Below are 24,879 nucleotides of genomic sequence, written 5' to 3'. Positions count from 1 at the left end.
CACCGTGTGAGCGACGAGAACGGCCCTGCCGGCGAAAGCACATTGACCGTCGTGCTGGCAGGCGGCGTCAACCTGGCGATCGCGATCATGAAGTTCGTCGCGAGCCTGATCACCGGGTCCGGCGCGATGATGTCGGAAGCCGTGCACTCGGTCGCCGACACGATCACCGAGGTGCTGCTGCTGACCGCGCTGCGCCGCTCAGAGCGCCCGCCGGACCGCATGCACCCCTTCGGCTACGGCAAGGAGCGCTACTTCTGGTCGCTGCTCGCGGCCGTCTCGATCTTCGCGTCCGGCGCGATGTTCTCGTTCTACGAAGGCTTCGCGACCATCTTCGGTCACGAAGAGGAGCAGGCGAGCCCCGATCGTCGGCTACATCGTGCTCGGGCTCGCGTTCGCTATGGAGTCGGTCTCGTGGGTGCAGGCCGTGCGCCAGACGCGCGCGGATGCCGCCGAGGAGAACCGGACCTTCGGCCTGCACCTGCGCATGGTCGACGACCCGACGTCGAAGACCGTGCTGTTCGAGGACTCCGCCGCGCTGATCGGCCTGCTGATCGCGTTCGCCGGGATCGGACTGCATCAGCTCACCGGCTCGCAGGTGTGGGACGGCCTCGCCTCGGTCTGCATCGGCGTGCTGCTGGCGGTCGTCGCGTACATCCTCGGCCGCACCAACCGCGGCCTGCTGATCGGCAGGCAGGCCGATCCGGTGATGGTGCGCGGCATCCGCGATCACCTGGCCGCCGCACCCGAGATCGAGGCCGTCGTCGACCTGCAGACCATGTTGCTGGGCACCGACAGCGTGCTCGTCTGCGCCCGCGTCGACTTCGACGACGTGCTGGGCGCCGCTGACGTCGAACACGCTTGCGTGCGCATGGCCGCCGAGTTGCAGACGAGGTTCCCTGACGTCACAGAGGTCTTCATCGAGCCGGTGCCGCGTACCGATCCCGACCTGCGCGCCAGCGTCCTGCGACGCTACGGCGACCTGTCGGAGCGCTGGAATCAGTAACCGAAGTCCTGGGTCCAGAGCCAGCCGTCGGTGGCGACGCCGACGCCGAGCTTGGTCAGCGAGCAGTTGAGGATGTTCTGGCGGTGACCGCTGGAGTTCATCCACATCTGCATGGTCTGCTCTGGCGTGCGTGAGCCCTTCGCGATGTTCTCCGCGCCGGGCCGCGAGTAGCCGGCGTTGCGGATGCGCTGGTCGAACGTGACACCCTCGGGTGTCGTGTGCGAGAAGTACTCGCGGTCCGACATGTCGTCACTGTGCTTCGACGCGGCGAGCGCGAGGTGGCTTTCATTGCTGACCGCGCCGCAGCCCGCCTTCGCGCGCTCCTTGTTCACCAGCGCGACGACCTGCCCGGCGAGTGAGGAGTCACCACTCGACGCAGGCGGCGGGTCGGCCGGCTTCGGCGGGTCAGCTGGCTTCGGGGGCGGCGCCGGGGCTTCGGACGAACTCGGCGGCGGGGCCTCGGAGCTCGTCGTCGGTGTCGCGCTGCTGCTCGTGGTCGGCGTCGTGGTCGGCGCGGCACTCTCGGACGACGTCGCGCCCGCTCCGGTGCCCGCGGGGTCCTGGGCTCCGCCGCCGCCCTGCGACTTCGCCAGCGCCGGGTCGCCTGGACCCGTGTGCGGCACCTGCAGTCCGCTGTTCCCCACATTCACGCCGGGCACGAGCCCCATGGCGATCGACCCGCCCGCGGCGGCCGCGCCACCGATCAGGAAGCTCAACGTGACGAGGAGTAGGCGCTTGCGCGCACCGATGGCTGACACGGGGCCGAAAACTATCACGAAAGAGTTACGGCGACGAGGGTCTCGGTCACTCTTTTTGGATTGACGGGAGTCTCAGATAAATCTCCCCCAGCTCAACGCCGGTATTGATCATGGAAGATTCTTCTGACCATCCTTTGTGGACAGAACTGCCACCTGTTCCTTGGCGCGCCGCGTGATCTCGGTCGTCGCGACCATGAAGTCCGCGATCGTCTCCAGCTGCTCGACGCTGAGCGTCGCGAAGTATTCGAGACTCTCCTCGATCAGCCCCTGCCAGAACGGCGGCATGGTCTTCGCGTGCTCGACATTGAATTCGACGAGCACTTTGCGCCGGTCGCCGGGATGCGGTTTGCGCAGCACCAAGCCCTTCCGCTCCAGCCGGTCGATCAGCGCGGTCACCGACGCGGGAGCGAGCCCGGAGTGCCGCGCGAGTTCTTTGGCCGTGAGCGGACCCAGCCGCGCGATGTAGTCCATGGCCTTGGTGTCGGTCGCGGACAACCCGGAGGTTTCGGCGATCGCGGTGTGGAACATGACCGTCTCGGTCGACCACGCGCGCGCCAGCTCGAGCAGCCTGCCCGCGAGTTCTGCCTTGTCACTTGACACCTGGCGAATCCTACCTGACTCTTTAGTTCGACAGAACGAATTAGTTTCTAAGAGACTTTGATGGGGAGACACCATGAAGGCGCTGATCATCGGCGGCGGGATCGCGGGCACCGTGACCGCGATGGCTCTGCACAAGGCCGGGCACGAGGCCGAGCTGTTCGAGGCGTACGACCGGACCGCCGAGGGCGTCGGCGCGTTCCTCACGCTGGCCGTCAACGGCATCGACACCCTCGGCGCACTGGGCCTGAAAGACCTGGTCAATGACATCGGATTCGCCACGCCGGGTATGACACTCAGCCTGGGCAACGGCCGCGAACTGGCCTCGTTCCCGCTGGGCGTGGCGCTCGCTGACGGCACGGTCAGCCAGACCGTGAAGCGCTCGGACCTGTACGTGGCGCTGCGCGATGAGGCGGCTCGGCGCGGCATCGTCACGCACTACGGCAAGCGGTTGACCGACGCCGTGAACGTCGGCGACGGCGTCCGCGCGCAGTTCGAAGACGGCACCGAGGCCGAGGGCGGTCTGCTGATCGGCGCGGACGGCCTGCGCTCGCGAGTGCGCGAGATCATCGACGCGAACGCGCCGGAGCCGCGCTATGTGCGGCTGCTCAACACGGGCGGCTACGCGGAAGGCGTGCGGGTCGACGACGAGCCCGGCGTGATGCGCATGATCTTCGGCAAGCGCGTGTTCTTCGCCTACGTGCCGCACCCGAACGGCCAGGTCTGGTGGTTCGCGAACCCGGCGCACCAGTCCGAGCCGACGGCCGCTGATCTGCGCGCGCTCGCGGGCGACTCGTGGCGAGCCGAAATGCTGCGGCTGGTCGAGCCCGACAACTCGCCTGCCACCGAGATCATCAACGCCACGTCGGAGATCTATCCGCCCTGGTCGACCTACGATTTCCCGACCGTGCCGATCTGGCACCGCGGCCGGATGCTGATCGTCGGCGACGCGGCGCACGCGACCTCGCCCGCTTCGGGCCAAGGCGCGTCGATGGCGATCGAAGACGCCGTCACGCTGGGCCGCTGCCTGCGTGACCTCGACGTCCCGTCGGCGCTGCGCGCTTACGAATCGCTGCGGCGCGAGCGGGTGGAGGCCGTCGTGGCGCAGGGCAAGCGCAACGGCGACGACAAGGCCGTCGGCCCGGTCGGCAGGCTCATCCGCGACTTCTTCATCAAGCAGGCGTTCAAGAAGCCGGCGCCGGACCGGTCGTGGATGTGGGATCACCGCATCGAATGGAATGAGCGCGTCGCCGTGTGAACACTATGACCACAAAAGTGACGGCCATCACTCCGCGTGGCACGGTCTGCCCAAACGCTTTGGAGGACCGATGAGACGCACGTTCGCCCTGCTCACCGCTGTGCTGGCAACGCTCGCTCTGGCACCAGTGGCCACCGCACAGGCCACGCCGTCGGCGCGTACCGGCTGCGGCCGCCCCGCGCCGTTCACCACCGGCGCCTCGACCGGCACCTCGATCCAGTCGGGCGGGCTGACCCGTGAATACCGGGTCCACCTGCCCGCTTCGTACTCGCGATTCCGGCCGCTGCCCGTGGTCCTGTCGTTCCACGGGCACAAGCGCACCTCGGAGTACCAGGAACAACTGACCGGGATGTCCGCGCTCAACGCGATCGTGGTCTATCCGCAAGGCCTGATCGGCACCGACGGCGAGTCGGCTTGGGAGGGCGCGCCGTACTCGGCGGCCGCGGACGACGTGCAGTTCACGCGTGACCTGATCTCGTCGCTCGAACGGCAGCTGTGCGTCGACTCGCGTCGTATCTACGCGGCAGGCAAGTCGAACGGCGGCGGTTTCGTCGGCGTGCTGGCGTGCCGGATGCCCGACCGGATCGCGGCGTTCGCGCCGGTCTCCGGGGCGTTCTACCCGCAGTCGGGCGCGTGCGACCCGTCCCAGCGCGCGCCGATCATCGACTTCCACGGCACCGCGGACACGACGATCCCCTACACCGGCAACCCGGCGAAGGGCCTGCCCGCGCTACCGGATTGGCTGGCGGGCTGGGCTTCGCGCGATCGCTGCCACGGGTCCGTGAGCTGGTCGGACGGTCCGGTGACGTATCAGCATTGGCTCGGCTGCCCGCTCGCGCACGTGCGGATCGAGGGACTCGGGCACGTCTGGCCGAGCAGGACGCCGAACAACGACTCGGCGACGCCGACGGTCATCGACGCGACGCCGATGATCTGGGAGTTCTTCCTCACGCACCCGCTGCGCTAGGCCAAGTTGGTCAGGTGCTCGTAGACGACGCTCGTGCGCACGTCGGCGACCTCCGGCCGCTCGGTCAGTCGGTCGATGACGAAGGCGTAGAGGTCGTCGTTGCTGCCGACGGCGACGTGCACGAGGAAGTCTTCGCCGCCTGCCACGACGAAGACGCCGATCACCTCGGGCAGCCGGGTGATCCAGTTGCGGAAGGCTTCGATGTGGCGCCGTGAGGGCGGCCGGATACGCACGGCGATCAACGCCTGCACCGGCCGCCCGATCGCGGCGAGGTCCACGTCCAGCACGGCGCCGCGGATCACGCCACGCTCGCGCAGGCCACGGGTCCGTTCGAGCGCGGTGGACGGCGAAACACCGACCGCGGCCGCGATGTCGCGGTTGGTGCGCCGAGCGTCGACCCGCAGTTCCCGCAGGATCGCCGCATCAAGTTCGTCGAGTTCGACCATGTTCGCTCCTGTGCCGAATTAAGTTCGGCAAGCATGTCATGCCGTCGATTTTGGAGATAGCGTTTTCCATATCGACCGCATTTACGGGAGCATTTTCATGGTTTCAGTGAGCTTTGATGTGATCAACACCGCCGAGAGCACCCGGGCGGCCACCCTGAAGTGGGTGATCGTCGTCGACTCGTCCACGCCGATCGGCAGGCTGGCCAACGCCGTCGCCTGCGTCGCGGCGAGCACAGGCGAAGCCGTCGGCGGCCTGATCGGCCCAGGCGGCCCTGACGCGTCCGGCTTCGAACACCCCGGACTGCCATGGGCGGGGTGTTCCGTGCTGACGGCCGACGCCGCGACGCTCGCCGAAGTGCGGGAGAAGGCGTGCGCGAGCGAAGGCGTCCATGTCACGGACATGCCACTCATCGCACAGACGACCCGCGTCTACGACGAATACCTGACCGAGCTCGCGTCGACGAAGCCTGCGGACCTGGCCGTCAGCGCGGTCAGCATCATCGGCCCGCGCAACCGCGTGAGCAAGCTGGTGAAACGACTCGAACTGGCCTAACGCCAGGTGTCGACCCGGTGGAAGTTCTGGTAGGCCCGGCTCGGCGTCGGCCCGCGCTGTCCCTGGTAGCGCGAACCGGCCTTCGCCGAGCCGTACGGGTGCTCGGCGGCGCTGGTCAGGCGGAACAGGCAGAGCTGGCCGATCTTCATGCCCGGCCACAACGTGATCGGCAGGTTGGCCACATTGGACAGTTCCAGCGTGATGTGGCCGGAGAACCCGGGGTCGATGAACCCCGCGGTCGAGTGCGTGAGCAGCCCGAGACGCCCGAGCGAGGACTTGCCTTCGAGGCGTCCCGCGAGGTCGTCGGGCAGCGTGACCATCTCGAACGTCGACCCCAGCACGAACTCGCCGGGGTGCAGCACGAACGGGTCCGTGCCCTCCTTCTCGACCAGCGAAGTCAGCTCGTCCTGCTGCAGCTGCGGGTCGATATGGGTGTACTTGGAGTTGTCGAACACCCGGAAGAAGCGATCGAGCCGGACGTCGATGCTCGACGGTTGGAGCATCGCGGCATCGAAGGGTTCGACCCCGAGACGTCCGTTCTCGAGCTCTTTGCGGAGGTCACGATCACTGAGCAGCACGTCCGACAGCGTACTTAGGCGGCTCGCATGTGCTGGGCATAGGTGGTGTCGGGTGCGAAAACCTTCTCAAGCTGCCTGAGATAGGCCTCCCGCCCGGCCTGCCCGAGCCGCTCCTGCAGCAGCGTCGCGCCGGGAATGAACTGCCTGAGCGTCTCGCCAGCGAAGTTGAGGCCCGCGGCCGTCACGACCATCGCCTGCGCGATGGGATCGTTCGGCAGCCCGAGGAAGTCGGCGTTGACCTTCCCGAGCACGAGCCTGCTGATCGACGAGTGCACCCGCACGGCGACATGCGAGAGCACCTTGCCGGCGAGCCCACGCCCCTCACCGATCGCTTCATGGGACTTGAGCAGCGCTTTCGCGAGCCGCTTCGAGTCGTCGTCCGGAATGAACTCGGTCTTGGCGAGCAGCCAGAGCATGCGCCAGGCGTCTTCCTCAGTGGCGGGCAGCAACTCCTCGTCAACGCCCATGAGCCACCCGACGTACCGCCAGAGATGCAGGATGTCCGCCCGTTCCTTCTGGCTGTACCGCACGCCGAGCAACTGCGTCCCGAAGACGAAGACCAGCGAGAAGAGCAGCAGGGTGCCAGTGGTCTGCACCTGGTTGACGGGCCGATCCCACGCCTCGTAATCCCAGTCCTCGCGCCGGTTCATGGCCGCGCGCACGTGAGCATGGACAAGCCGGATCCGGATGGCCGACGTGTAGCCCTTCTCGCCCTTCGCGAGGCTCCCCGGCGTGGTGACGTCGATCCACCAAGCGGCGGTCTCGACAAGTCTCCGTGTCGCTTTGTGCTCGATCTCACCAGTGCCTACCAGCGCTTTTGTGGCCCGGGAAGCGAGATAGCCGCCCATGAGCGACATGTCACCGAGCGGGAAGAGTCCGAGCAATCCGGTCCTGAGGATGGCTTTAGCGCCGCGCAGGAGTCTTTGCTCGTCGACCCAGAACGGGGTCGCCTCGACGCTTTCGAAGAGCGCCTTCAGCGGTGCGGGCGTGTCCGCGGTGGTCCCATTGCGCAGTGTTTCCTCGAACAGCCGCTGCCCGACCTTGCGCGGCTGACTGTGCATCCAGGCGACCACGGCGTCCGCGAGCGGATCCTCGGCCTGCGCGAACTCCCGAAGCCGCTTGACCTGCTGCTCGGTACCGCGGATGTCCCCCTCGATGAACAACCTCGAAGCCAGGCGGAACCCGCCTTGCCGGAACAGCTCGGGATCTTCCATCGTCGCCACCTCGCCTCGATGTAGACAACAAGTGTTGTCACTTCGACGGCCGGGCGTCAAGGCATGGAGGGGTTGCCGAGCGAGGATCGTTGCCATGTATGCTGATGACACACTGCGGATGTAGTTCAATGGTAGAACATCAGCTTCCCAAGCTGAATACGCGGGTTCGATTCCCGTCATCCGCTCTCTTGACAAAGCCCCAGGTCAGCAGTTGTCCACTGTAGACCTGGGGCTTTGTTTTCGAGACCGGGAGGTGCACCGGGTGAAGGACTCGGCCGAACTGCTCGCCATCGCACGAGAAGCCGTCGAGATCGGTTACCGGCTCGTCACCACATCCGACCGCGGCGTCGTCCGAGAGAAGGGCGACCGCGATCTGGTCACCGACCTGGATATCCAGGTACAACAACACATCCGCGCCTACATTGACCAGATGACGCCCGATATCGCGTTCCTCGGCGAGGAGCACGGCGGTGGCGAACTCGACCAGACCGCCGACGGAGTCTGGGTGCTCGACCCGATCGACGGCACCTCGAACTTCGCACACGGCATCCCGCTTTGCGCGGTGTCACTCGCCTTGGTCGAACGAGGAGAATCCGTCATCGGCGTGATCGCGGCTCCATTCCTCGGACTCCGTTATCACGCCACAAAAGGCGGCGGGGCGTTCGTCAACGAACGGCCGATACAGGCCAGTTCGAATGACGACCCGGGCCACGCGATCATCGCGATCGGCGACTACGCGGTCGGCCCCGGCGCGGACGGGAAGAACGACTATCGCCGGTCGGTCACCAAGTCCCTTGTGGAGAACGTCGAGCGCGTCCGCATGATCGGCTCCGCGGCACTCGACCTGGTCTGGGTCGCGGAAGGCCGCTTTGACGCGTGCGTGCTCTACTCCAACAAGCCATGGGACACGGCCGCGGGCGTTCTCATCGCCCGCGAGGCCGGAGCCATCGTGGCCGACACGGCCGGCGTCCCCCACGACTTCTCGTCGAGCACCACGGTCGCCGTCGCACCGGGAATCGCCGCCGCGCTCTGGCCGCTGCTCGCGAGCCCGGTGTCTACTGTGGACTAGGACGGTAAGTGATCACCGTGCCGCCGTGACTGAACGTCCGGGTGTCGACTGGTGTGAACGGGCGCGCCGCCAGCTTGCCGTCGAACACCGGGATACCGGCGCCCGCGATCACCGGATACGTCTTGAAGACCAGTTCGTCGATCTCCGGCAGCAATGTTCCCGCGAGCTTTCCGCCGCCGCAGAGCCAGATGTCGCCCTCGCCGTCGACAGCCTTGAGTTCGCGGACCGCGGCGACGGGATCACCGGCGATCAGCTCGACGGCCGGGTCGGCGATCTCGCCGAGGGACGTCGAGAACACGTACTGGCGCAGGTGCGCGTACGGGCTCGCGATGCCGGCGTCGAGCGCGGGCTTGTAGGTGCCCCGCCCCATGAGCACCGTGTCGAAGCGTTTGTTCGGCACGCCGTCGAGGCCGATTCCGGGACGGATGTGGGTCGGCATTGTTTCGGGGAACTCGGCGCGGAGGTACTCGACCATGTCGGGCGCCTCCGGGTAGAAGTCGAACTCGCCGCCCGGTCCGGCGATCTTGCCGTCGATCGAGACGGCGACGTAGTAAACGAGCTTGCGCACTCAGGCCCCCATGACCACTTGGTTTGTAGTACTTTGTCTGTAGTGATAAAACTGTAGCACTACGCATGGAGTGGTTTCAACCGATGGTGCGACGTAATCCCGAACGCCGCGCGGCGCTGCTCGACGCCGCGATCGAAGTGCTGGCCAATGAGGGGGCTCGAGGCTTGACCTTCCGTGCCGTCGACCAGCAGGCCGAGGTGCCCGCGGGCACGACCTCCAACTACTTCGCCAACCGCGACGAGATCCTGATGAGCGTCGGCGCGCGAGTCTACGAGCGGCTTGAGCCGGACGAAGCCGTGATGGCCGCCGTCGATGAGGGGCCGCGCGATCGGGCGCGGGTCACCGAGCTGATGCACGAGGTGGTCGAGCGGGTCGCCGCGTTCCCGACCGGGTTCCTGGCGCTGCTGGAACTGCGCCTCGAAGCGACCCGGCGGCCGGGGCTGCGCGAGGTGCTCACCGGGCGGGTCCGGGCGGATCTCGACTTCAATGTCGAGAACCACCTGAAGTCCGGCCTGCCTGGTGACGGGACGACGGTGACGCTGCTGTGGCTGGCACTGAACTGGATGATCGTCGAACGGCTCACCCTGCCCGACCTGCTCACGCCGGAGGAACGGCACGATTTGATCGACGCGCTCGTTGATCGATTGGCTTGACTTCCAGCGCACTCGAGGTTGTTGATTGGAGACATGAACTTCGACCTCGACGCGTACCTGACGCGGATCGGGCACGCACGAGTGGCGCCATCGCCCGAGGCATTGGAATCGCTGCACGAAGCGCATGTGCGGTCCATCCCCTTCGAGAACCTCGACGTGCTCATGGGCACGCACGCCGGCATCGGGCTGGACGTCATCCAGGACAAACTCGTGCGACGGCAACGGGGTGGGTACTGCTACGAGCACGGGTTGCTGTTCGCGGCGGCGTTGGAGGCGCTCGGGTTCAGCGTCGAGCGGCGGATGGCGCGGGTGCAGCCGGACCGGCCGGGGCCGGCGACGCACATGATGCTCGTGGTGCGAATCGGGGACGAGGAGTTCCTCGCCGATGTCGGGTTCGGGTGGGGACTGTTGCGGGCGATGCCGTTGCGGGATCAGGAAATCGTCGACCAGGCAGGGTGGAAATATCGGCTGCTTCAGAATGGACCCTGGTGGCGGTTGCAAAGATTCGAACGTGACTGGACGACGTTGCACCAGTTCGGTCCCGAGGTGCGCTACCAAGTCGATTACGAGGTCGGGCATCACTACGTCTCGACACATCCGAAGTCGCCGTTCTGGGGTCAGATCGTCGTGATGCGCCTGGAACCTGGCCTGAGCAAACGTTTTGTCGGCAACGAACTCATCCTCGAATACTCGGATGGGCGTATCGAAAAAAGCATCATCACGCCAGATCACCTCGACGAGACCCTGCGAAGTCTCGACGTGGTGGTTACTCCAAACGAGTTGGCGAAACTCGACACTATGAGGTGACCGCACACGCCGTTGGGCACCGTCACAATGATTCGCAGTGCTTCTTGGGAAAGAACACATCGGCGACCAGGTTCGCCGCGAGGCACTCTGTGAGGTGATCTTTCAACGGCGAGAGGGGCATGGCGTGTTTTCTCGGCTGCGGCGAGCGGGCGTTTTCGTTGGCGCGGTGGCGTTGCTGGTGGCCGCGACAGGACACGCGGAGGCCGTGCCCGTCGAGCGGAGTTGTCCATCGGTCGGCCACAATTGGTCGGGGCCGGGACCGTTCACCGTGACCGAGCAGCAAAGCGGCGTCGGGCACACGATTTTCCGGCCAACGAACCTCGGCGGCTGCGGGAAGCATCCGGTAATCCTTTGGGGCAACGGCACTTTCGCGACACCGTCGATCTACGCGACCTTGTTGCGGCACTGGGCATCGCACGGTTTCATCGTCGCCGCGGCCAATACCACGCAGTCCGGCAGCGGCTCGGAAATGCTGGCAGGACTGGATTATCTGACCGCGCAGAACGCGAAGCCGGGCAGTGTCTTCTACGGAACGATCGACACTTCGAAGGTCGGCGCGACCGGTCACTCACAAGGCGGAGGCGGCGCGATCAACGCGGGCACGGACGCGCGCGTGGACACCACGGTCCCGATCGAGCCGGGCCCGCTGGGCGTGATCGGCCAGCTCAAGGGACCGATGTTCATCCTCGGCGGCCAGTTCGACCTCGTCGTCGCACCGCTGCTGCTGGTGATCCCGCGCTACAACGCGGCAGGCCACATCCCGGCGGTCTACGGCGAACTGGCCGGCGCGACCCACGCGACGCCCTCCGGTGACGGCGGTGGATTCCGCGACCCGATCACCGCGTGGTTCCGGTACTTCCTGATGAGCGACCAGGAGGCGTACGGCGAGTTCTTCGGACCCCAGTGCGGCAACTGCGGTTCACCGATCTGGTCGGACTTCCGGTGCAACGCCAAGACGCAAGCGCTGTAGCTTTGACCGCATGGTCCTTCCGAAGCGGCTGGCGCGGTTCAACCGAGTGGCGACGAACCGGCTCGCCCGGCACCTCGCGGGCTGGCTGCCGTGGATGGGGCTGGTGGAGCACCAAGGCCGGAAGTCCGGGCGCACGTATCGGACTCCGGTCAACGTGTTCCGCTCCGGCGACGGATTCGTGCTCGCGCTGACGTATGGGCCGGACACGGACTGGGTCAAGAACGTGCTCGCTGCAGGCGGCGGGCGGCTGATCACGCGGCGGAAGACTTACGCGGTGAGCGAGCCGCGGCTGGTGCATGACGAGTCGCGCGGAGACATGCCCGGTGTGGTTCGACGGATTCTCAAAGTCGTTGATGTGAACGACTTTCTGTATTTGCAGGCTCGGCCTCAGTAGCGTCGGGTGGATGAAGAAGCGAAGAGCCATTTGGGGAGCCGCCATCTTGGCGGGGGTTCTGGTACTGGGGATGTGGTGGGTCGCTCATCGGCACACCGCGACGCCCGAGGTCATCGAGGGCTGGGCTTCACCCAACGCGAATGGAACGGCCATCGGGCTGGCGCCGAGCAATGAGGGGTACATCATCGCCGGTGCGCAGTGGAGCGGGCCGGACGATTCGTGGCATGACGGCGCTACTTTGCCGAACTGCCTGGGGATGGATACGACCGTCTCGAAACATGTACAGCTCGGGGTGATCGATATCGACACCGATCTGCCGCATCGGAGGCAGGTCGTGTGGATGAAGTGCCTGGAGTAGGTGCCGGAACGGACGGCACGCGTACCTGGGGAGTCGGCACGCGTACCTGAAGGGTCGGGACTAGCCGAGGGTGGCTCGGAGTTTGGGTGGGGACTTCAGGCGGTGGGAGTCCGTGAGGAGTTCGAAGAGGTGGGCTGGGTCGACGGCGGCCAGGTCGATGATGATCGAGGCGTGGCCGTCGTAGTGCGGGGTCGTGTAGAAGGCCGGGTCGCCTGAGGCGAGGAGTGCGGCCTTTTCGTCTGGGGTGCACATGAGGACCAGGCCGCCCTCGGCTTCGGTGCGGAGGCGGGCGAAGCCTTTGCCCGCGACCTTCAGTGCCGGGGTGCGGTACCAGGTCGAGACCGTGACTTCGGGTAGTGAGAGCGCGCGGGTGACAACGTCTTCCCAGGTAGGCATGGGTCCATTGTCACCCGCGCGTCTTGGAAAAAGCGGAACTAACCGATCGCCGTGATGCGGTTGGTGACCGGCGGGGTGATGCCGGGATTCGCCTTGAAGTAGGCGAGTAGTGCATCGAGGTCGACGGGGCCGCCGGCCAGGTTGGTGCCCTTGGTCAGCTCGGTGAAGCCGTCACCGCCTGCGGCGAGGAAGTTGTTCACCGAAACCCGCAAGGACGCCGCCGGGTCGATCGGAGCGCCGTTGAGCGTCAGGTTCGAGATGCGTGAGCCGACCGGCTTGCTCAGGTCGTACGAGTAGTGCAGCGAGTCCGAGATCTGCAGGATGCGGGTGATGCTGCCCTGCCACTGCTGCTCCAGCACGGCCTTCAGGCCGGCTCCGGTGAGCGTGATCGTCTGCATGATGTTCGCGAACGGCTGGACGGTGAACGCCTCGCCGTAGGTGACCACGCCGTCGCCCTCGCCGTTGGACGAGGACTTGTACAGCAGGTCGGCGCGGATGCCGCCCGGGTTGGTCATCGCGATCTGCGCGCCGTTGGTCAGGGTGCCCGCCAGCTGCGCGTCGGCGAGCACGTCGCCGAGCCGGGACTCGCCGGTCGCGTTGCCTGCCGCGGGAAGATCTGCGGTGATGGTGCCGACCTGGCGGTTGGCGATCGGGGCCGCCTTGGTCTTGGCCTCGGCGACCAGTGCCTGGACGTCGGCGTCGGGGGTGACGTCGCGGGTGACGATCTGGTTGTGCGCCTTGGTTTCCGCGCGGACGACGTCGCGGCTGCGGAGATTGATCTTCACGTCGATCACCGACAGGAGACGGCCGAACGACGCGCCCTGGATCAGCGGGCGCGGGTTACCGGCCGGGTCGTTGACGACGCAGTTGTACTGCTGGTGGCTGTGGCCGGTGAAGAACGCGTCGACGCGCGGGGTCACGCTCTCCGCGATCACCTTGGCGGGGCCGGGGCGCAGCTTGCAGTCGTCGGGGCCTGCGGTCTCGGTGCCGTCGCCCTGGTGCATGAGCACGACCTGCGACTTGATGCCGAACAGGTCCAGCAGCGCGGAGGTGCGGTTGATCGCCTGTACCTCGTCGCCGAACTTGAGGCCCTTGATGGCCTCCGGCGTGACGACCGACGGCAGGTCCTTCAGCGTGGCGCCGATGACGCCGATCGGGACGCCGCCGGAGAACTCGATGCTGAACGGCAGCACCGCGGGCAGGCCGCTCTTCTCGAAGGTGACGTTCGCGCCGACGAACGGGAAGTTCGCGCCCTTGAACGGGTCGTGGAACTGGCAGCCGTCGACCGGGTGGCAGCCGCCGAACTGCATGCGCTTGAGCTCGGCGTAACCCTCGTCGAACTCGTGGTTGCCCACGACCGACGCCTTGACCCCGATCTTGTTCATGAACTCGATGGTCGGCTCGTCGTGGAACAGCGCCGAGATCACCGGCGACGCGCCGATGTTGTCGCCAGCCGAGAAGACCAGCGAATTGCGGACCTGGGCGCGCAGCTGCTTCACGTGCGTCGCGAGGAACGCGGCGCCGCCCGCGTCGACGGTCTTGCCGTCCGAAAGCACCACGCGGCCCGACGAACCGGACGGCGGCTCGAGGTTGCCGTGCAGGTCGTTGAAGGCGATGAGCCGGACGTCAGTGGTCGGGCTGCCGTAGGCCGACGCCGGCGTGGCGACCAGCGCCGCCGCGGCGACTGCGACCCCGGTGACCGCGACGACGCGCTTCAGCCGGTTGGAAATAAGCATTCTTCCTCCGAATTCGGACGCCCGTGACCCGAATGGGCGTGCACCGGCGCAGGAGTCTGCCTTCCCGCTCAGTGATCCACCAGAGGAATTCGGCGGAATTTGCCTAAACGTCACTGCCCTCGAGCAGAACGCGAGTGACCAATTCCGGATCGTCACTCATCGGCACGTGGCCGCACCCCGGCAATACGAGCAACTGTGCCTGCGGGCACATCTTCCGCAATTCGGCCGCACGTGGCCTGGCCAGAATCCGGTCGCGTTGTGACCAGGCGATCGTCACCGGGACGTCGAGCACCGGGCCTTCGAACCGGAAGCCGCGGCCACGGGTCAGCGCGACCGTCGGGAGGAATCCTGCTGCCGCGCCGAACGCGCGCATGTCGTCGAAGATCACCTCGGGGCTGACCCTCGCGGGCTTGTCGAAGATCATCCCGCTGACCACGGTCCGGCCGACCGCGCTCGAAGCCAGCCTGTGCCCGAGCCGGTCCGGGATGCGCCGCGCCAGGTGATAGTGCGCGCGCAGCATGCCGATGGCGTACCGCTGCTGCGGCAACGTCCACAGCCCGGCAGGCGAAAGCGCCGTGACGCTGCGGACGAGACCCGCCTGGCCGAGTGCGAGCGAAAGGAGCCCGCCGAGCGAGTTGCCCGCGACGTGCGGCCGGTCGATGCCGAGGTCGGCGAAGAACTCCTTGAACAGCCGCAGCGCGGGTTCGACGCCGTACGCGCCCTCCCGATGCGGCGACTCACCGAAGCCCGGCAGGTCGACCGCGATCACGTCGCGGTGCTTCGCGAGCAGCGGAATCACCGGGTTCCACGCCTGCCTGCGGTGGCCGACCCCATGGATCAGCACCAGCGGCTCACCGTGGCCGGTTCGGGTGTAGACGACGTCGTCCATCCAGTGAGCGTAACCGCTGGTAACAGGTAAAACCACCACCCTCGCGGGTGGCCGATCGGCCGTGGACGACCTCGGCCGAATGGCCGATCAGGGGGTCTGACCATGGACTATTCGACCGAAGACCCGCAGGTCCAAGATCCATAAGTTCAATGGCATGACGAACGCACAGGTCACTGCACTCACCTACGGACTGCTCATCTTCGCCGCGGTCTGGACGACGATCCTCGTCCCGCAGCTGATCGTGCACGTCTCCCGCTTCGGCCGTCCGCAGCCGATCCGGATCGCCAAAACGGCGATGGTCACGCTCTACGCCTGCATGACGGTGGCGGTGGTACTCCTGCCGCTGCCCGGCCCGCACAGCAGGCGGCTGGAGCAGACCGTGCAGCTGCACCCGTTCCAGTGGATCGAGGACATCCACACCGAGCTGGTCAAGCACGGGCTCTCGGCGGCGCACTGGTTCAGCACGCAGACCTTCCAGCAGGCGACGATGAACGTCCTACTGTTCGTCCCGCTGGGCCTGTTCGCCAGGCTGATGTGGAAGCGCGGCTTCGTCGGCACCATGGCGATCGGCTTCACCGCTTCGCTGCTGATCGAGCTCGCCCAGCTCAGCGCCAACTTCGGCACCGCGCCGTTCGTCTACCGGATCTTCGACGTCGACGACCTCATGAACAACACCTTCGGCGCCATGCTCGGCTGGGTGTTCGCCGCGATGCTGCTGGCCTTCAGGGCCACCAGCACTTCAACCGTCCACCCGCAGCCGGTGCGGCGCGAGCGGGTCCACCTCGCCCAGGCGCGCTAGCCGGGCTTGCCGCCGCACGGCCTCGCGCCGTGCGGCGCGCTTGTCTTCCAACGCCACGAAGGTGATGGCGACCGCGAAGATCAATCCGACCAGGCCGAGGATCAGTGCCAGCTGCAAAGCGAAACCCCCGTGAACGTCGTTGTACCCGGACCACGCTGTGCGCGGAATCACACAGCGTACGCACCGCGTGGCCTCTTGGCTACCTCCTGCCAAACTTGGTCAATGCCCAGCAAGGAAGAGCTCGAAGCGGCACGCGACAAGCTGCTCGACGATCTCCTCGTGCCAGGCCTGGACGTGGTCTTCGCAGGCATCAACCCCGGCCTCTACTCGACGGCCATGGGCTTCCATTTCGCGAGACCGGGCAACCGGTTCTGGCCTGCGCTGCACGGCGGCGGGTTCACGCCGCGGAAGTTCGACCCGAGTGAGCAGCACAAGCTGCTCGAGCTGGGCATCGGCATCACCAATGTGGTCGCGCGGACCACCGCACGCGCCGACGAGCTGACCAAGCAGGAGCTGCGCGAGGGCGGCGAGCAGCTGGCCGCGAAAATGCGTGAATTTCGACCGAACTGGCTCGCTGTGGTGGGAATCACTGCCTACCGGGCCGCTTTCAGCCGTCCGAGGGCCGTCGTCGGCGAGCAGGACGAGCGCATCGGCGACACCAGGCTCTGGGTTTTGCCTAATCCAAGCGGACTTAACGCGCACTGGACCCCGGCGGGACTGGCCGAAGAGTTCGGCAGGCTGCGCGCCGCGGTGATCAACTCTCAGTAGCATCCGGCGTCCACACAGGACGTTCCGATGATCGGGAACGGGCATTTCAGAGCCGTTTTCTACGGAGAGTTGCGCAGGTTCGCCCGATGCAACTAAGTGCGCGAAACCCCGTCACAAGATGATCGAAGATGGGTCCTAACAAGCACGAGGTGTCATTCCTGACCGATCCGCAGGGGGATCGGGCGCGCACTGGGGACGTGCGAGCGCAGGGTGGCGGCGTGTGGAGACGGAGATCACATGGTCCAGCCGACGAACGTGCAGTCAGTGCCAACCGTGCTCGGGCGCAGCCTCGGCGTGGCGGCCATCGATCCCGTTCCGATCTTCCGCGACGGCCTGGCGGGACTCGTCCATCGCACGCACGGCATGCACTGGCTTGGCCAGGCGTCGAGCCAGCACGGCGCGATGCAGCTCACCGAGCAGCTGCGCCCGGACGTCGTACTGCTCGACTCCGCGCTCGACCCGAACTGCCACCTGACGAGACTGCTCGGCTCAGGCGACCCGGCGCTGGTGATCGTGCTGGTGGTCCGCGACTGCAACCGCACACCGCAGTACCTGGCGCAGGCGATCGCCGCCGGCGCGCACGCGCTGGTGCCGCGCGCGATCGACCCGAAACGGCTCAGTGAAGCCATTCGGCGTGCGCACGCCGACCGCCGATACCTGGATCCGGCGCTCGCCGCGCTGCTCGGCCGCATCAAACGACCCACCGCGGAGGGCCGGGTCCCGTTGCCGCGGATGCCGCTGTCGCGACGCGAGTACCAAGTGCTGCAGCTCATCGCCGAAGGCCTGGAGAACTCCGGGATCGCGAAGCTCCTCTTCCTCTCGGTGGAGACCGTCCGCACGCATGTGAAGAGCATCCTGCGCAAGCTTTCCGCACGGGACCGCACGCACGCGGTGACCATCGCGTTCCGCAGCGGGATACTCGTAACCGCACCCGATGACGCACATAACGTCACCCCGATTAACCAGCCCGTAACAGCACCGGCCCCTCGTTGACCCCTGGTGCACCCCTATTTTCGGCCTCGATCGGGCGATCTGCGCAACACTGAAGAGGGTCGGGCTTGCCGCCGGTTACCGACAGGTAATATCCTGAAGTTACCGGCGAGTAAGGGTCTTCCCACGGCGAGGTTCCCGGCCGGCACCTGATCCCTAACGGAGAGACGCCATGGGCCACTACAAGAGCAACGTCCGCGATCTGGAGTTCAACCTCTTCGAGGTGCTGAACGTTCAAGACAAGCTGGGCAAGGGCGTACTGGAGGACTCCGACGAGGAGAGCTCCCGCGACCTGCTGGCGGAGCTGAACAAGCTGGCGACCGGTGCGCTGGCCGACTCCTTCGCCGACGCCGACCGCAACCCGCCCGTCTACGACCCCAAGACGTTCTCGGCCAAGCTGCCCGAGTCGTTCAAGAAGAGCTACCAGGCTCTCTGGGAGGGCGAGTGGTGGCGCCTCGGCCTGAACAACGAGCTGGGCGGCCTCGGCATCCCGCCGACCGTCGTGTGGGCCGCGTCCGAGCTGATCCTGGGCTCCAACCCGCCGCTGTACATGTACATGGCGGGCCCCAGCTTCGCGATGATCGTGCACAACAACGGCACCGACGAGCAGAAGCGCTGGGCGCAGATCATGATCGACCGCGCCTGGGGCGCGACGATGGTGCTCACCGAGCCGGACGCCGGTTCGGACGTGGGCGCCGGCCGCACCAAGGCCACCCAGCAGGAGGACGGCTCCTGGCACATCGACGGTGTGAAGCGCTTCATCACGTCCGGTGACCAGGACCTGACCGAGAACATCATGCACCTGGTGCTGGCGCGCCCCGAGGGTCCCGGCATCGAGACCAAGCCGGGCACCAAGGGCCTGTCGCTGTTCCTGGTACCCAAGTTCCACTTCGACTCCGAGACCGGTGAGCTGGGCGAGCGCAACGGCGCCTTCGTCACCAACGTCGAGCACAAGATGGGCATCAAGGCGTCCACCACCTGTGAGGTCACCTTCGGCCAGCACGGCACGCCCGCCAAGGGCTGGCTGCTCGGCGAGGTGCACGACGGCATCGCGCAGATGTTCCAGGTCATCGAGTACGCCCGGATGATGGTCGGCACCAAGGCCATCGCGACGCTGTCCACCGGCTACCTGAACGCGCTGGAGTACGCCAAGGAGCGTGTCCAGGGCGCCGACCTGCCGAACATGCTGAACAAGGCCGCCCCGCGCGTCTCGATCATGAAGCACCCGGACGTGCGCCGGTCGCTCATGCTGCAGAAGGCGTACGCCGAGGGCCTGCGCGCCGTGTACCTGTACACCGCGTCGTTCCAGGACATCGTGTGGACGCAGGACGGCACGCCCGAGGAGATCAAGCTGGCCGAGCGGGTCAACGACCTGCTGCTGCCGATCGTCAAGGGTGTCGGCTCCGAGCGCGCCACCGAGCAGCTCGTGCAGTCGCTGCAGACGCTGGGCGGCTCGGGCTTCCTGCAGGATTACCCGATCGAGCAGTACATCCGCGACGCGAAGATCGACTCGCTGTACGAGGGCACCACGGCCATCCAGTCGCTGGACTTCTTCTTCCGCAAGATCGTCCGCGACCAGGGCCAGGCCGTCGCGTTCGTGGCAGGCGAGATCACGAAGTTCCTCGAGGCCGAAGCAGGCAACGGCCGTCTCAAGAGCGAGCGCGCGCTGCTGAAGCAGGCCGTTGAGGACACGCAGGGCATGCTCGGCTCGCTGATCGGCTATCTGACCGCCTCGCAGCAGGACCCGCAGAGCATCAACAAGGTCGGCCAGCACACGGTCCGCCTGCTGATGTCCTTCGGTGACCTGCTCATCGGCTGGCAGCTTCTCAAGCAGTCCGAGGTCGCGCTGAAGAAGCTCGACGCGGGCGCGTCCGACAAGGATGTCGCGTTCTACAACGGGAAGATCGCTGTGGCGTCCTTCTTCGCGAAGAGCGTGCTGCCGGAGCTGACCTCGCGTCGCGCGATCGTCGAGAACGCCGACAACGAGCTCATGGACGTCGACGAGTCTTCTTACTGACACTGACTCACCAGCGAAAAGCCCCCTCGCCCATCTCGGGTGAGGGGGCTTTTCGTTTTCGTGCGTTTGGCCGGGCCGCTCCTGGGTATTACTGGATTCGCAACCCCAACGAGGGGCCATTCCAAAGGAGCTTCGATGACTATCACCGGCATCATCACCGCCATCGTGGTCGGCCTGATCATCGGACTGCTGGGCAGGCTGGCCGCACCGGGCAGGCAGGCCATCCCGCTCTGGCTGACGATCATCGTCGGTATCGTCGCCGCCTTCATCGGCACGGCGATCGCCCGCGGCCTTGGCTACGCGGACACCAACGGCTTCGACTGGCTCGAGCTGTTCACCCAGATCGGCGTCGCCGCGCTCGGCGTGATCCTGGTGGCGAACATGTACGGACGCCGAGGCGTCACCCGCTGACTTTCCCGATACCTGGCCGGCCCGCCGAGAGGCGGGCCGGTCAGTGTTTTTTGGTCGTAGTCCGTGGGCTCACCCGGTCGGGCGACGTCGGGGGGCGGTCGCGCCCGATCGGTGTCACCGTGAGGCTTTCCTTGACGAAGGAGTTGCCATGCTCGGTGGAATTTGGGGCATCATCACGACGATCGTGGTCGGTCTCATCCTGGGTGTCATCGGCCGGATGCTGGCGCCTGGCGACCAGAAGATCCCGATGTGGCTGACCATCGTGGTCGGCATCATCGCGGCCTTCATCGGTAACTGGCTCGCCGGCGTGTTCGGCGTCAAGCACACCAGCGGCATCGACTGGATCCGCCACGCGTTCCAGGTCGGCGCCGCCGTCATCGGCGTCATCGCCGCGGCTGGTGTCTACGCGGGCATCAAGGGCGGCCAGAAAACCTCTTAGCCAGCGCGGGGGTCGTGAGTGATGCGGCCGGTTCTGACCGGTCTGAACACTCACGACCCCTTTAGCCACAAGCCATGGCCGCGCGGGGCTGGTACCTGACGACCCGGGTTTCGCGGCGAACCTCTTGCCCTGTCCCGATGTCGTGCACCACTCGCGTGTCCGAGGTGCTGAATCCCGGCTCACCACTGGATGGCTGGCACCCGTCACCCGAACCGTTTTGGATCGGCGCTTCGATCACGTCGCTCTGCCCGCCCGAGACACTTTCGACGCGAAACCGCTTGGTACCCCAGAGCTTCACGGTGACCGAAGACCCGCCCGCGTAAGCCTGTATCGCGATTCCGCTCGTCCCGTCGTTGCCGAACTTCAGGTCGGCACCCGAGCCGTCGGCGTTCAGGATCTTCGCCTCGCGGCCGACCGGATACCGGTCCAGGTAGTAGTCATGGGTCACGTGCGAGACATCGGTCAGCCCCGCCAGGTAAGCCGCGTTGTACAGCGTGCTCGCGAACTGCGAGACGCCGCCGCCCGGCACGATCGGGCCGGTGCCGTCCTCGTTCAGCGGAGCGTTGACGTAGCCGGGTGAGCCGAGCGCGCTCAGGCTGAACGTGTCGCCCGGCTTGACGATCGTGCCGTTCACTTTTGCCGCCAGCGCACCGATATTCGTCGCGGCAGGCCCGGAAAAGCCGCTCGTGGTGAACTCGCCGACGATCTCGATGATGCCGAGCGTGTTCGCCGCGTCGGTGGTGAGCGCGGCCGGGTTGGCGGTGTATACGGCGGTGAGTTCGCGGGCGTCGACGCGTTTCATGACCTCGGCGAGTGGCTCGAAAGTCTTGGCCCAGTCCACTTTCCGGCCGTCCTCGGCCGGTTCGACCGCGGGCGATCCGGTCGCGAACACGAATTGCGCGTCCTTGCCTGGCTTTTCGGTGACGGCGAGCTGCGGCTGCAACGTCTTTTCGAGCGCGGGCTGGTCGATCAGGACGTCGAGTGTGCCGCCGTCACGCGCCTCGAATTTCAATGCGTGCGCGAGATCCAGTGGCAGCAAAGGGAAATCCTGGCCGTCGCCGTGCACGGTGATCGGCGACGCGATCGCGGGCGTGACGATCTGGTCGAGCGCGCGGTGCACGCCTTCCGTGGTCGCCTTCACCGGCGCCTGCTCGACACTGAGCCGCACGCCGCCATGGCTGAGCCACTCGTCCTTGACGACGCTGACGGCGCCGTCGATGTCTTTGAGTGCCTGGCCGGGGCGCGGCTCGATCGCGTAGGCCTCAACCCGTTCGGGAAGCTCGCGAAAGCCGATGCCGCCTTCGACGGGGTCACGGGTGAACTGGGTCGCCAGCTTGGTGACGGACCGGGTCAGCAGGTCCTGGTCGACCTTCGCGACGACGCCGACTTCGCGTGTGCGGAAGAAGGCGAGCAGCCGGGTGATCGGGTTCAGCGGCTGCGCCCCGGCCTGCGCGAGCGTGCCAGGCCAGTCGATGCCGAGGCCGGACTTCGGCGGGTCGAGTGTGGCGCTGAGGTCGCCGGCGGTGATCGCCACCGGCTGGATCAGCCGGGGCTGGAGCTGGTTGCGCAGCTTGGCTTCCGCGTTGGCGTGGCCGAGTCCGCCGACCTCGACGCCCGCCACGGTGACGCCTCGCGGCACGTCGCCGATGCTGGCGACGAGGTCCGCGATGTAGGCGAGCACGAGCAGGCCGAGGATGCTGCCGGTGATCATGAAGAGCCGGCCGATCCGGCGGCGGACCACCACCTGGTGCGTCGGCGGGAGCGGTATCGGCTCCGCCTTGAAGAGCTCGTCGACCAGCGCCAAATCGTCGACTGGCTCATCCCGCACCGGGACCTCCCTATAGATACAGCCCGGTGCCCTGTTCGGTGAGTTCGGTCGCGACGGCATGGATGTCCCGTTCGCGCATGACGAGGTGCCCCTCGCCCCGGAGTTCGACCTCGAACTGGTCTTCCGGGTTGAAGAGCACGCGGTCGCCGACCTTCACGTTGCGCACGCTGTTGCCCACGCCCAGTACATCACCCCAAGCGAGCCTGCGCGCGACCTGAGCGGTCGCCGGGATCACGATCCCCCCGCTGCTCCGCCGTTCCCCCTCTTCGGGTGACAGCCGCACCAGTACGCGATCGTTCAGCATCTGAATTTCGAGCTTGGGTGTACTTGACACGCGGGTCATCGTACTGACTCAGCGAGGCGTGCCCGCCATCACCAGAGTGAGCGCCTGTTCACCGTCGGCAGCGAAGCGCAGCGGGACGCCCCAGTCCTGCCTGGTCACCCGGCAGACAGGGTGCTCGGCACCGCTGTCACAGCTCGCGGCCTGCGCCACGACCTGCAGCACGCCCTCGGCATGACCGTCGGCGAGCTTGATCCGGCGAACGAGGTCCGTGCCGACGCCGCCACCCTCGACGAGCAGCTCGGGCGGGGACGCGCTGATCTCCAGCCGTGTCGACGGGCCGTAGCGGTCGTCGAGCTTCTCGCCAGGCGGCGGGGTGAACACGACGGTGAACTCGAGCTCGCCCGGCGCGAGCACGGTCGGCGGGCGGCGCACGGCGTGCGCGTCACCGGCGACGCTGGTGACCTCGGTGGCGACCGGGGTCAGGCGGTGTCCGGCCGACTCGACCGCGAGCAGCGTGCCCTCGTGCAGCAGCAGGCCTTGCGGTTCGGCCAGGCCGGTCGCGAGCGTCGAGACCTCGCGGGTGAGCGGGTCGTACCGGCGGATCGCGCCGTTGTAGGTGTCGGCGATGGCGATGCGGCCGTCGTCGAGCACGGCCAGGCCGAGCGGGTGCTGCAGCAGCGCCTTGTCGGCGTCGCCGTCGACGTGGCCGAAGGAGAAGAGGTCGGTGCCGATGGCCGTGTGGACATTGCCGTCGGTGTCGAGCCAGCGCAGCGCCGAGGTTTCGGCGTCGGCGAGCCAGAGCTTGTCGGGCGCGGCGGCGAAACCGGACGTCTGCGCGAAGAACGCCTCGCCGAGCTGGCCGTCCTTGAGCCCCTCGACGGTCGTGCCACCGAACCGCTCGATACCGCCACCGACCGGGTCGAACAGGCTCAGCGTGTGGTTGCCGGCCATCGCGACCACGATGCCACCCGCAGGCGCCCACCATGCGACGTCCCACGGGCTGGTGAGGTCGATCTCCAGCGCCTTGCCACTGTCGGGGCCATTGCGCCACTGCTTGCCGGTACCGGCCACAGTGGACACTTCGCCGGTGCGCAGATCGATGCCCCGCAGCAGATGCCCGGCGGTGTCGGCGACGACCACGTGATACCCGGCGCGCTCGGCGACGTCGTTGGGCAGCAGCGCGAGCCCGGCGGGCTCGGTGAAACTCGCGAGGTCGAACGGCCCGTCCTGCGCTCCGCGCTTTCCGCTGCCGAACCGCCTGATCACGGTCTCGCCATCGGAGGCGAACTCGACGATCGAGTGATTTCCGGTGTCCGCCACCAGAATCCGGCCCTCGGCGGTCGCCACCGCCTTGCTGGGGAAGCGAAGTTCGTGCTTCTGCTCCTCGGCAGGCACGTACGGGCTGCCGCCGCGGCGCAGCGTGCCCTTGGCCTCGTGCTTGGCGACCAGGTCCTCGATGACCCGCTTGAGCGCCTCGGCATGCCCCTCGCCCGCGGCGACGTGCACGACGTAGCCCTCGGGGTCGACGATGACCAGCGTCGGCCACGCCTTCACCGCGTACTGCGACCAGGTGACCATCTCCGGGTCGTTGAGCACCGGGTGGTGGACCTCGTACCGGCGCACAGCCGCCTCGATGGCCCGCGCCTCGCCCTCGTGCAGGAACTTCGGCGAGTGCACGCCGATGGTCACCAGCACGTCCGCGAACCGCTCCTCCAGCGGGCGCAGCTCGTCGAGTACGTGCAGGCAGTTCACACAACCGCTGGTCCAGAAGTCCAGTAGCACTATCCGCCCACGCAGCTCGCTGAGCTTGAGCTGCTTGCCGCCGGTGTTCAGCCAGACATCACCGGTGAGCTCGGGGGCACGGACTCGGGACTGCGGTCGAGGGGTAGTCACGGACCAAGTGAACTACACCCGGTCGAGTGCTGTTCCGAGATCCACCGGTCGAGAGAAAAAGCTCACCCTGCGGGAGGAGACGGCAAATGGCGGTCTACTCAGGGTTGATCACGGTGTAGGCCCGGTCTACGTGAACGCCCCTTTCACAACGTTGAGCCTGGATCCACCGGTGTTGTTGGTGAGTTGATCGTGTCGTAGACGCGCAGATGCCCTCTGACTTGGGATGATTGTTCTTGC

28 protein-coding genes, 1 tRNA gene and 1 pseudogene are annotated in these 24,879 nt (G+C 66.7%); 17 read left to right on the top strand and 13 right to left on the bottom strand.

Annotated features, from left to right (window positions below):
- The first annotated feature begins 6 nt into the window (after positions 1-6).
- Positions 7-1,003: pseudogene (locus tag ACFV15_RS38040) on the top strand (cation diffusion facilitator family transporter).
- Here the strand turns inward: ACFV15_RS38040 and ACFV15_RS38035 are convergent.
- Both ACFV15_RS38035 and ACFV15_RS38030 read right to left on the bottom strand, forming a co-directional pair.
- Positions 997-1,761, bottom strand: coding sequence for a CAP domain-containing protein (locus ACFV15_RS38035; protein ID WP_378356993.1), 765 nt, complete (start codon positions 1,759-1,761; stop codon positions 997-999). The pseudogene ACFV15_RS38040 and the gene ACFV15_RS38035 overlap by 7 nt on opposite strands.
- Positions 1,762-1,869: 108 nt before the next feature.
- Positions 1,870-2,361: a MarR family winged helix-turn-helix transcriptional regulator gene (locus ACFV15_RS38030; protein WP_378356991.1), complete on the bottom strand. Its 492-nt coding sequence runs from the start codon at positions 2,359-2,361 to the stop codon at positions 1,870-1,872.
- Between the two features lie 73 nt (positions 2,362-2,434).
- On the opposite strand from ACFV15_RS38030, the gene ACFV15_RS38025 reads away from it, so the two are divergent.
- Both ACFV15_RS38025 and ACFV15_RS38020 read left to right on the top strand, forming a co-directional pair.
- Positions 2,435-3,616, top strand: a complete 1,182-nt coding sequence (locus ACFV15_RS38025) for an FAD-dependent monooxygenase (RefSeq protein WP_378356989.1) — start codon at positions 2,435-2,437, stop codon at positions 3,614-3,616.
- A gap of 70 nt (positions 3,617-3,686) precedes the next feature.
- The gene (locus ACFV15_RS38020; RefSeq protein WP_378356988.1) at positions 3,687-4,583 is read left to right on the top strand and encodes an alpha/beta hydrolase family esterase; all 897 of its coding nucleotides are present in this window, start codon (positions 3,687-3,689) and stop codon (positions 4,581-4,583) included.
- Here ACFV15_RS38020 and ACFV15_RS38015 read toward each other — a convergent pair.
- Entirely contained in the window at positions 4,580-5,029 is a 450-nt protein-coding gene (locus ACFV15_RS38015; RefSeq protein WP_378356986.1) for an Lrp/AsnC family transcriptional regulator, read from the bottom strand. The genes ACFV15_RS38020 and ACFV15_RS38015 overlap by 4 nt on opposite strands.
- 106 nt (positions 5,030-5,135) lie before the next feature.
- Between ACFV15_RS38015 and ACFV15_RS38010 the strand changes: the two genes are divergently transcribed.
- On the top strand, positions 5,136-5,582 hold the full coding sequence (locus tag ACFV15_RS38010; protein WP_378356985.1) for a DUF2000 domain-containing protein: 447 nt from the start codon (positions 5,136-5,138) through the stop codon (positions 5,580-5,582).
- On the opposite strand, the gene dcd is transcribed toward ACFV15_RS38010, so the two are convergent.
- Together dcd and ACFV15_RS38000 are read right to left on the bottom strand one after the other, a co-directional pair.
- Positions 5,579-6,160, bottom strand: coding sequence for a dCTP deaminase (gene dcd, locus ACFV15_RS38005; RefSeq protein ID WP_378356983.1), 582 nt, complete (start codon positions 6,158-6,160; stop codon positions 5,579-5,581). The genes ACFV15_RS38010 and dcd overlap by 4 nt on opposite strands.
- Positions 6,161-6,174: 14 nt before the next feature.
- Positions 6,175-7,374: an oxygenase MpaB family protein gene (locus ACFV15_RS38000; protein WP_378356982.1), complete on the bottom strand. Its 1,200-nt coding sequence runs from the start codon at positions 7,372-7,374 to the stop codon at positions 6,175-6,177.
- Between the two features lie 114 nt (positions 7,375-7,488).
- On the opposite strand from ACFV15_RS38000, the gene ACFV15_RS37995 reads away from it, so the two are divergent.
- Both ACFV15_RS37995 and ACFV15_RS37990 read left to right on the top strand, forming a co-directional pair.
- Positions 7,489-7,559, top strand: a tRNA-Gly gene (locus ACFV15_RS37995).
- 77 nt (positions 7,560-7,636) lie between these two features.
- A complete protein-coding gene (locus tag ACFV15_RS37990) occupies positions 7,637-8,443 on the top strand; it encodes an inositol monophosphatase family protein (protein ID WP_378356980.1) in 807 nt (268 codons plus the stop codon).
- Here ACFV15_RS37990 and ACFV15_RS37985 read toward each other — a convergent pair.
- Positions 8,430-9,011: a dihydrofolate reductase family protein gene (locus ACFV15_RS37985; RefSeq protein ID WP_378356979.1), complete on the bottom strand. Its 582-nt coding sequence runs from the start codon at positions 9,009-9,011 to the stop codon at positions 8,430-8,432. The two genes, ACFV15_RS37990 and ACFV15_RS37985, sit on opposite strands and share 14 nt — an antisense overlap.
- Positions 9,012-9,094: 83 nt before the next feature.
- Between ACFV15_RS37985 and ACFV15_RS37980 the strand changes: the two genes are divergently transcribed.
- From ACFV15_RS37980 to ACFV15_RS37960, 5 genes are all read left to right on the top strand, one after another.
- Entirely contained in the window at positions 9,095-9,664 is a 570-nt protein-coding gene (locus tag ACFV15_RS37980; protein ID WP_378356977.1) for a TetR/AcrR family transcriptional regulator, read from the top strand.
- A gap of 33 nt (positions 9,665-9,697) precedes the next feature.
- Positions 9,698-10,471 (top strand): arylamine N-acetyltransferase, encoded by a 774-nt coding sequence (locus ACFV15_RS37975; RefSeq protein ID WP_378356976.1) that lies wholly within the window; start codon positions 9,698-9,700, stop codon positions 10,469-10,471.
- Between the two features lie 124 nt (positions 10,472-10,595).
- Positions 10,596-11,441 (top strand): acetylxylan esterase, encoded by an 846-nt coding sequence (locus ACFV15_RS37970; protein WP_378356974.1) that lies wholly within the window; start codon positions 10,596-10,598, stop codon positions 11,439-11,441.
- A gap of 10 nt (positions 11,442-11,451) precedes the next feature.
- A complete protein-coding gene (locus ACFV15_RS37965) occupies positions 11,452-11,835 on the top strand; it encodes a nitroreductase family deazaflavin-dependent oxidoreductase (RefSeq protein WP_378356972.1) in 384 nt (127 codons plus the stop codon).
- Between the two features lie 10 nt (positions 11,836-11,845).
- Positions 11,846-12,193, top strand: a complete 348-nt coding sequence (locus ACFV15_RS37960; RefSeq protein WP_378356971.1) for a hypothetical protein — start codon at positions 11,846-11,848, stop codon at positions 12,191-12,193.
- Positions 12,194-12,253: 60 nt separating this feature from the next.
- On the opposite strand, the gene ACFV15_RS37955 is transcribed toward ACFV15_RS37960, so the two are convergent.
- The 3 genes from ACFV15_RS37955 to ACFV15_RS37945 form a co-directional block, all read right to left on the bottom strand.
- The gene (locus ACFV15_RS37955) at positions 12,254-12,589 is read right to left on the bottom strand and encodes an MmcQ/YjbR family DNA-binding protein (protein WP_378356969.1); all 336 of its coding nucleotides are present in this window, start codon (positions 12,587-12,589) and stop codon (positions 12,254-12,256) included.
- 38 nt (positions 12,590-12,627) lie between these two features.
- On the bottom strand, positions 12,628-14,325 hold the full coding sequence (locus ACFV15_RS37950; RefSeq protein ID WP_378356967.1) for a bifunctional metallophosphatase/5'-nucleotidase: 1,698 nt from the start codon (positions 14,323-14,325) through the stop codon (positions 12,628-12,630).
- A 103-nt stretch (positions 14,326-14,428) separates the two neighbouring features.
- Positions 14,429-15,214, bottom strand: a complete 786-nt coding sequence (locus tag ACFV15_RS37945; RefSeq protein ID WP_378356965.1) for an alpha/beta fold hydrolase — start codon at positions 15,212-15,214, stop codon at positions 14,429-14,431.
- A gap of 154 nt (positions 15,215-15,368) precedes the next feature.
- On the opposite strand from ACFV15_RS37945, the gene ACFV15_RS37940 reads away from it, so the two are divergent.
- Entirely contained in the window at positions 15,369-16,013 is a 645-nt protein-coding gene (locus ACFV15_RS37940; RefSeq protein ID WP_378356964.1) for a VanZ family protein, read from the top strand.
- On the opposite strand, the gene ACFV15_RS37935 is transcribed toward ACFV15_RS37940, so the two are convergent.
- Complete coding sequence (locus ACFV15_RS37935; protein ID WP_378356962.1) at positions 15,954-16,130, bottom strand: hypothetical protein; 177 nt, start codon at positions 16,128-16,130, stop codon at positions 15,954-15,956. The two genes, ACFV15_RS37940 and ACFV15_RS37935, sit on opposite strands and share 60 nt — an antisense overlap.
- A gap of 105 nt (positions 16,131-16,235) precedes the next feature.
- Here ACFV15_RS37935 and mug point away from each other — a divergent pair, with 105 nt between their 5' ends.
- From mug to ACFV15_RS37910, 5 genes are all read left to right on the top strand, one after another.
- Positions 16,236-16,781 (top strand): G/U mismatch-specific DNA glycosylase, encoded by a 546-nt coding sequence (gene mug, locus ACFV15_RS37930; protein ID WP_378356961.1) that lies wholly within the window; start codon positions 16,236-16,238, stop codon positions 16,779-16,781.
- Positions 16,782-17,018: 237 nt separating this feature from the next.
- On the top strand, positions 17,019-17,774 hold the full coding sequence (locus ACFV15_RS37925) for a response regulator transcription factor (RefSeq protein WP_378356959.1): 756 nt from the start codon (positions 17,019-17,021) through the stop codon (positions 17,772-17,774).
- Between the two features lie 169 nt (positions 17,775-17,943).
- Positions 17,944-19,788 carry an acyl-CoA dehydrogenase gene (locus tag ACFV15_RS37920; protein ID WP_378356957.1) on the top strand — a complete coding sequence of 615 codons (1,845 nt, stop codon included), beginning with the start codon at positions 17,944-17,946 and terminating at the stop codon, positions 19,786-19,788.
- 135 nt (positions 19,789-19,923) lie between these two features.
- Entirely contained in the window at positions 19,924-20,199 is a 276-nt protein-coding gene (locus tag ACFV15_RS37915; protein ID WP_378356956.1) for a GlsB/YeaQ/YmgE family stress response membrane protein, read from the top strand.
- A gap of 148 nt (positions 20,200-20,347) precedes the next feature.
- Positions 20,348-20,638: a GlsB/YeaQ/YmgE family stress response membrane protein gene (locus tag ACFV15_RS37910; protein ID WP_378356954.1), complete on the top strand. Its 291-nt coding sequence runs from the start codon at positions 20,348-20,350 to the stop codon at positions 20,636-20,638.
- A 61-nt stretch (positions 20,639-20,699) separates the two neighbouring features.
- Here the strand turns inward: ACFV15_RS37910 and ACFV15_RS37905 are convergent, their stop codons facing one another.
- The 3 genes from ACFV15_RS37905 to ACFV15_RS37895 are packed head-to-tail and all read right to left on the bottom strand — an operon-like array spanning position 20,700 to position 24,642.
- A complete protein-coding gene (locus ACFV15_RS37905) occupies positions 20,700-22,466 on the bottom strand; it encodes a VanW family protein (RefSeq protein ID WP_378356953.1) in 1,767 nt (588 codons plus the stop codon).
- 10 nt (positions 22,467-22,476) lie between these two features.
- Positions 22,477-22,809 (bottom strand): co-chaperone GroES, encoded by a 333-nt coding sequence (locus ACFV15_RS37900; protein ID WP_091288697.1) that lies wholly within the window; start codon positions 22,807-22,809, stop codon positions 22,477-22,479.
- A 9-nt stretch (positions 22,810-22,818) separates the two neighbouring features.
- Positions 22,819-24,642 (bottom strand): NHL domain-containing thioredoxin family protein, encoded by a 1,824-nt coding sequence (locus ACFV15_RS37895; RefSeq protein ID WP_378356952.1) that lies wholly within the window; start codon positions 24,640-24,642, stop codon positions 22,819-22,821.
- Between the last annotated feature and the right edge of the window lie 237 nt (positions 24,643-24,879).

This window comes from Amycolatopsis sp. NPDC059657 (assembly GCF_042734395.1).
Lineage (GTDB): Bacteria > Actinomycetota > Actinomycetes > Mycobacteriales > Pseudonocardiaceae > Amycolatopsis.
This window is presented reverse-complemented; position numbering and strand designations above follow the sequence as displayed.

Excerpts from the sequence above, each read along its gene's own strand:
- ACFV15_RS37950 (WP_378356967.1), bottom strand. The coding sequence starts at position 14,325 with ATGCTTATTTCCAACCGGCTGAAGCGCGTCGTCGCGGTCACCGGGGTC.
- ACFV15_RS37975 (WP_378356976.1), top strand. The coding sequence starts at position 9,698 with ATGAACTTCGACCTCGACGCGTACCTGACGCGGATCGGGCACGCACGA.
- ACFV15_RS38000 (WP_378356982.1), bottom strand. The coding sequence starts at position 7,374 with ATGGAAGATCCCGAGCTGTTCCGGCAAGGCGGGTTCCGCCTGGCTTCG.
- ACFV15_RS38020 (WP_378356988.1), top strand. The coding sequence starts at position 3,687 with ATGAGACGCACGTTCGCCCTGCTCACCGCTGTGCTGGCAACGCTCGCT.
- ACFV15_RS37960 (WP_378356971.1), top strand. The coding sequence starts at position 11,846 with ATGAAGAAGCGAAGAGCCATTTGGGGAGCCGCCATCTTGGCGGGGGTT.
- ACFV15_RS37915 (WP_378356956.1), top strand. The coding sequence starts at position 19,924 with ATGACTATCACCGGCATCATCACCGCCATCGTGGTCGGCCTGATCATC.
- ACFV15_RS37945 (WP_378356965.1), bottom strand. The coding sequence starts at position 15,214 with ATGGACGACGTCGTCTACACCCGAACCGGCCACGGTGAGCCGCTGGTG.
- ACFV15_RS37980 (WP_378356977.1), top strand. The coding sequence starts at position 9,095 with ATGGTGCGACGTAATCCCGAACGCCGCGCGGCGCTGCTCGACGCCGCG.
- ACFV15_RS37920 (WP_378356957.1), top strand. The coding sequence starts at position 17,944 with ATGGGCCACTACAAGAGCAACGTCCGCGATCTGGAGTTCAACCTCTTC.
- ACFV15_RS37955 (WP_378356969.1), bottom strand. The coding sequence starts at position 12,589 with ATGCCTACCTGGGAAGACGTTGTCACCCGCGCGCTCTCACTACCCGAA.
- mug (WP_378356961.1), top strand. The coding sequence starts at position 16,236 with ATGCCCAGCAAGGAAGAGCTCGAAGCGGCACGCGACAAGCTGCTCGAC.
- ACFV15_RS37940 (WP_378356964.1), top strand. The coding sequence starts at position 15,369 with ATGACGAACGCACAGGTCACTGCACTCACCTACGGACTGCTCATCTTC.
- ACFV15_RS37900 (WP_091288697.1), bottom strand. The coding sequence starts at position 22,809 with ATGACCCGCGTGTCAAGTACACCCAAGCTCGAAATTCAGATGCTGAAC.
- ACFV15_RS37965 (WP_378356972.1), top strand. The coding sequence starts at position 11,452 with ATGGTCCTTCCGAAGCGGCTGGCGCGGTTCAACCGAGTGGCGACGAAC.
- ACFV15_RS37910 (WP_378356954.1), top strand. The coding sequence starts at position 20,348 with ATGCTCGGTGGAATTTGGGGCATCATCACGACGATCGTGGTCGGTCTC.
- ACFV15_RS38025 (WP_378356989.1), top strand. The coding sequence starts at position 2,435 with ATGAAGGCGCTGATCATCGGCGGCGGGATCGCGGGCACCGTGACCGCG.
- ACFV15_RS37925 (WP_378356959.1), top strand. The coding sequence starts at position 17,019 with ATGGTCCAGCCGACGAACGTGCAGTCAGTGCCAACCGTGCTCGGGCGC.
- ACFV15_RS38015 (WP_378356986.1), bottom strand. The coding sequence starts at position 5,029 with ATGGTCGAACTCGACGAACTTGATGCGGCGATCCTGCGGGAACTGCGG.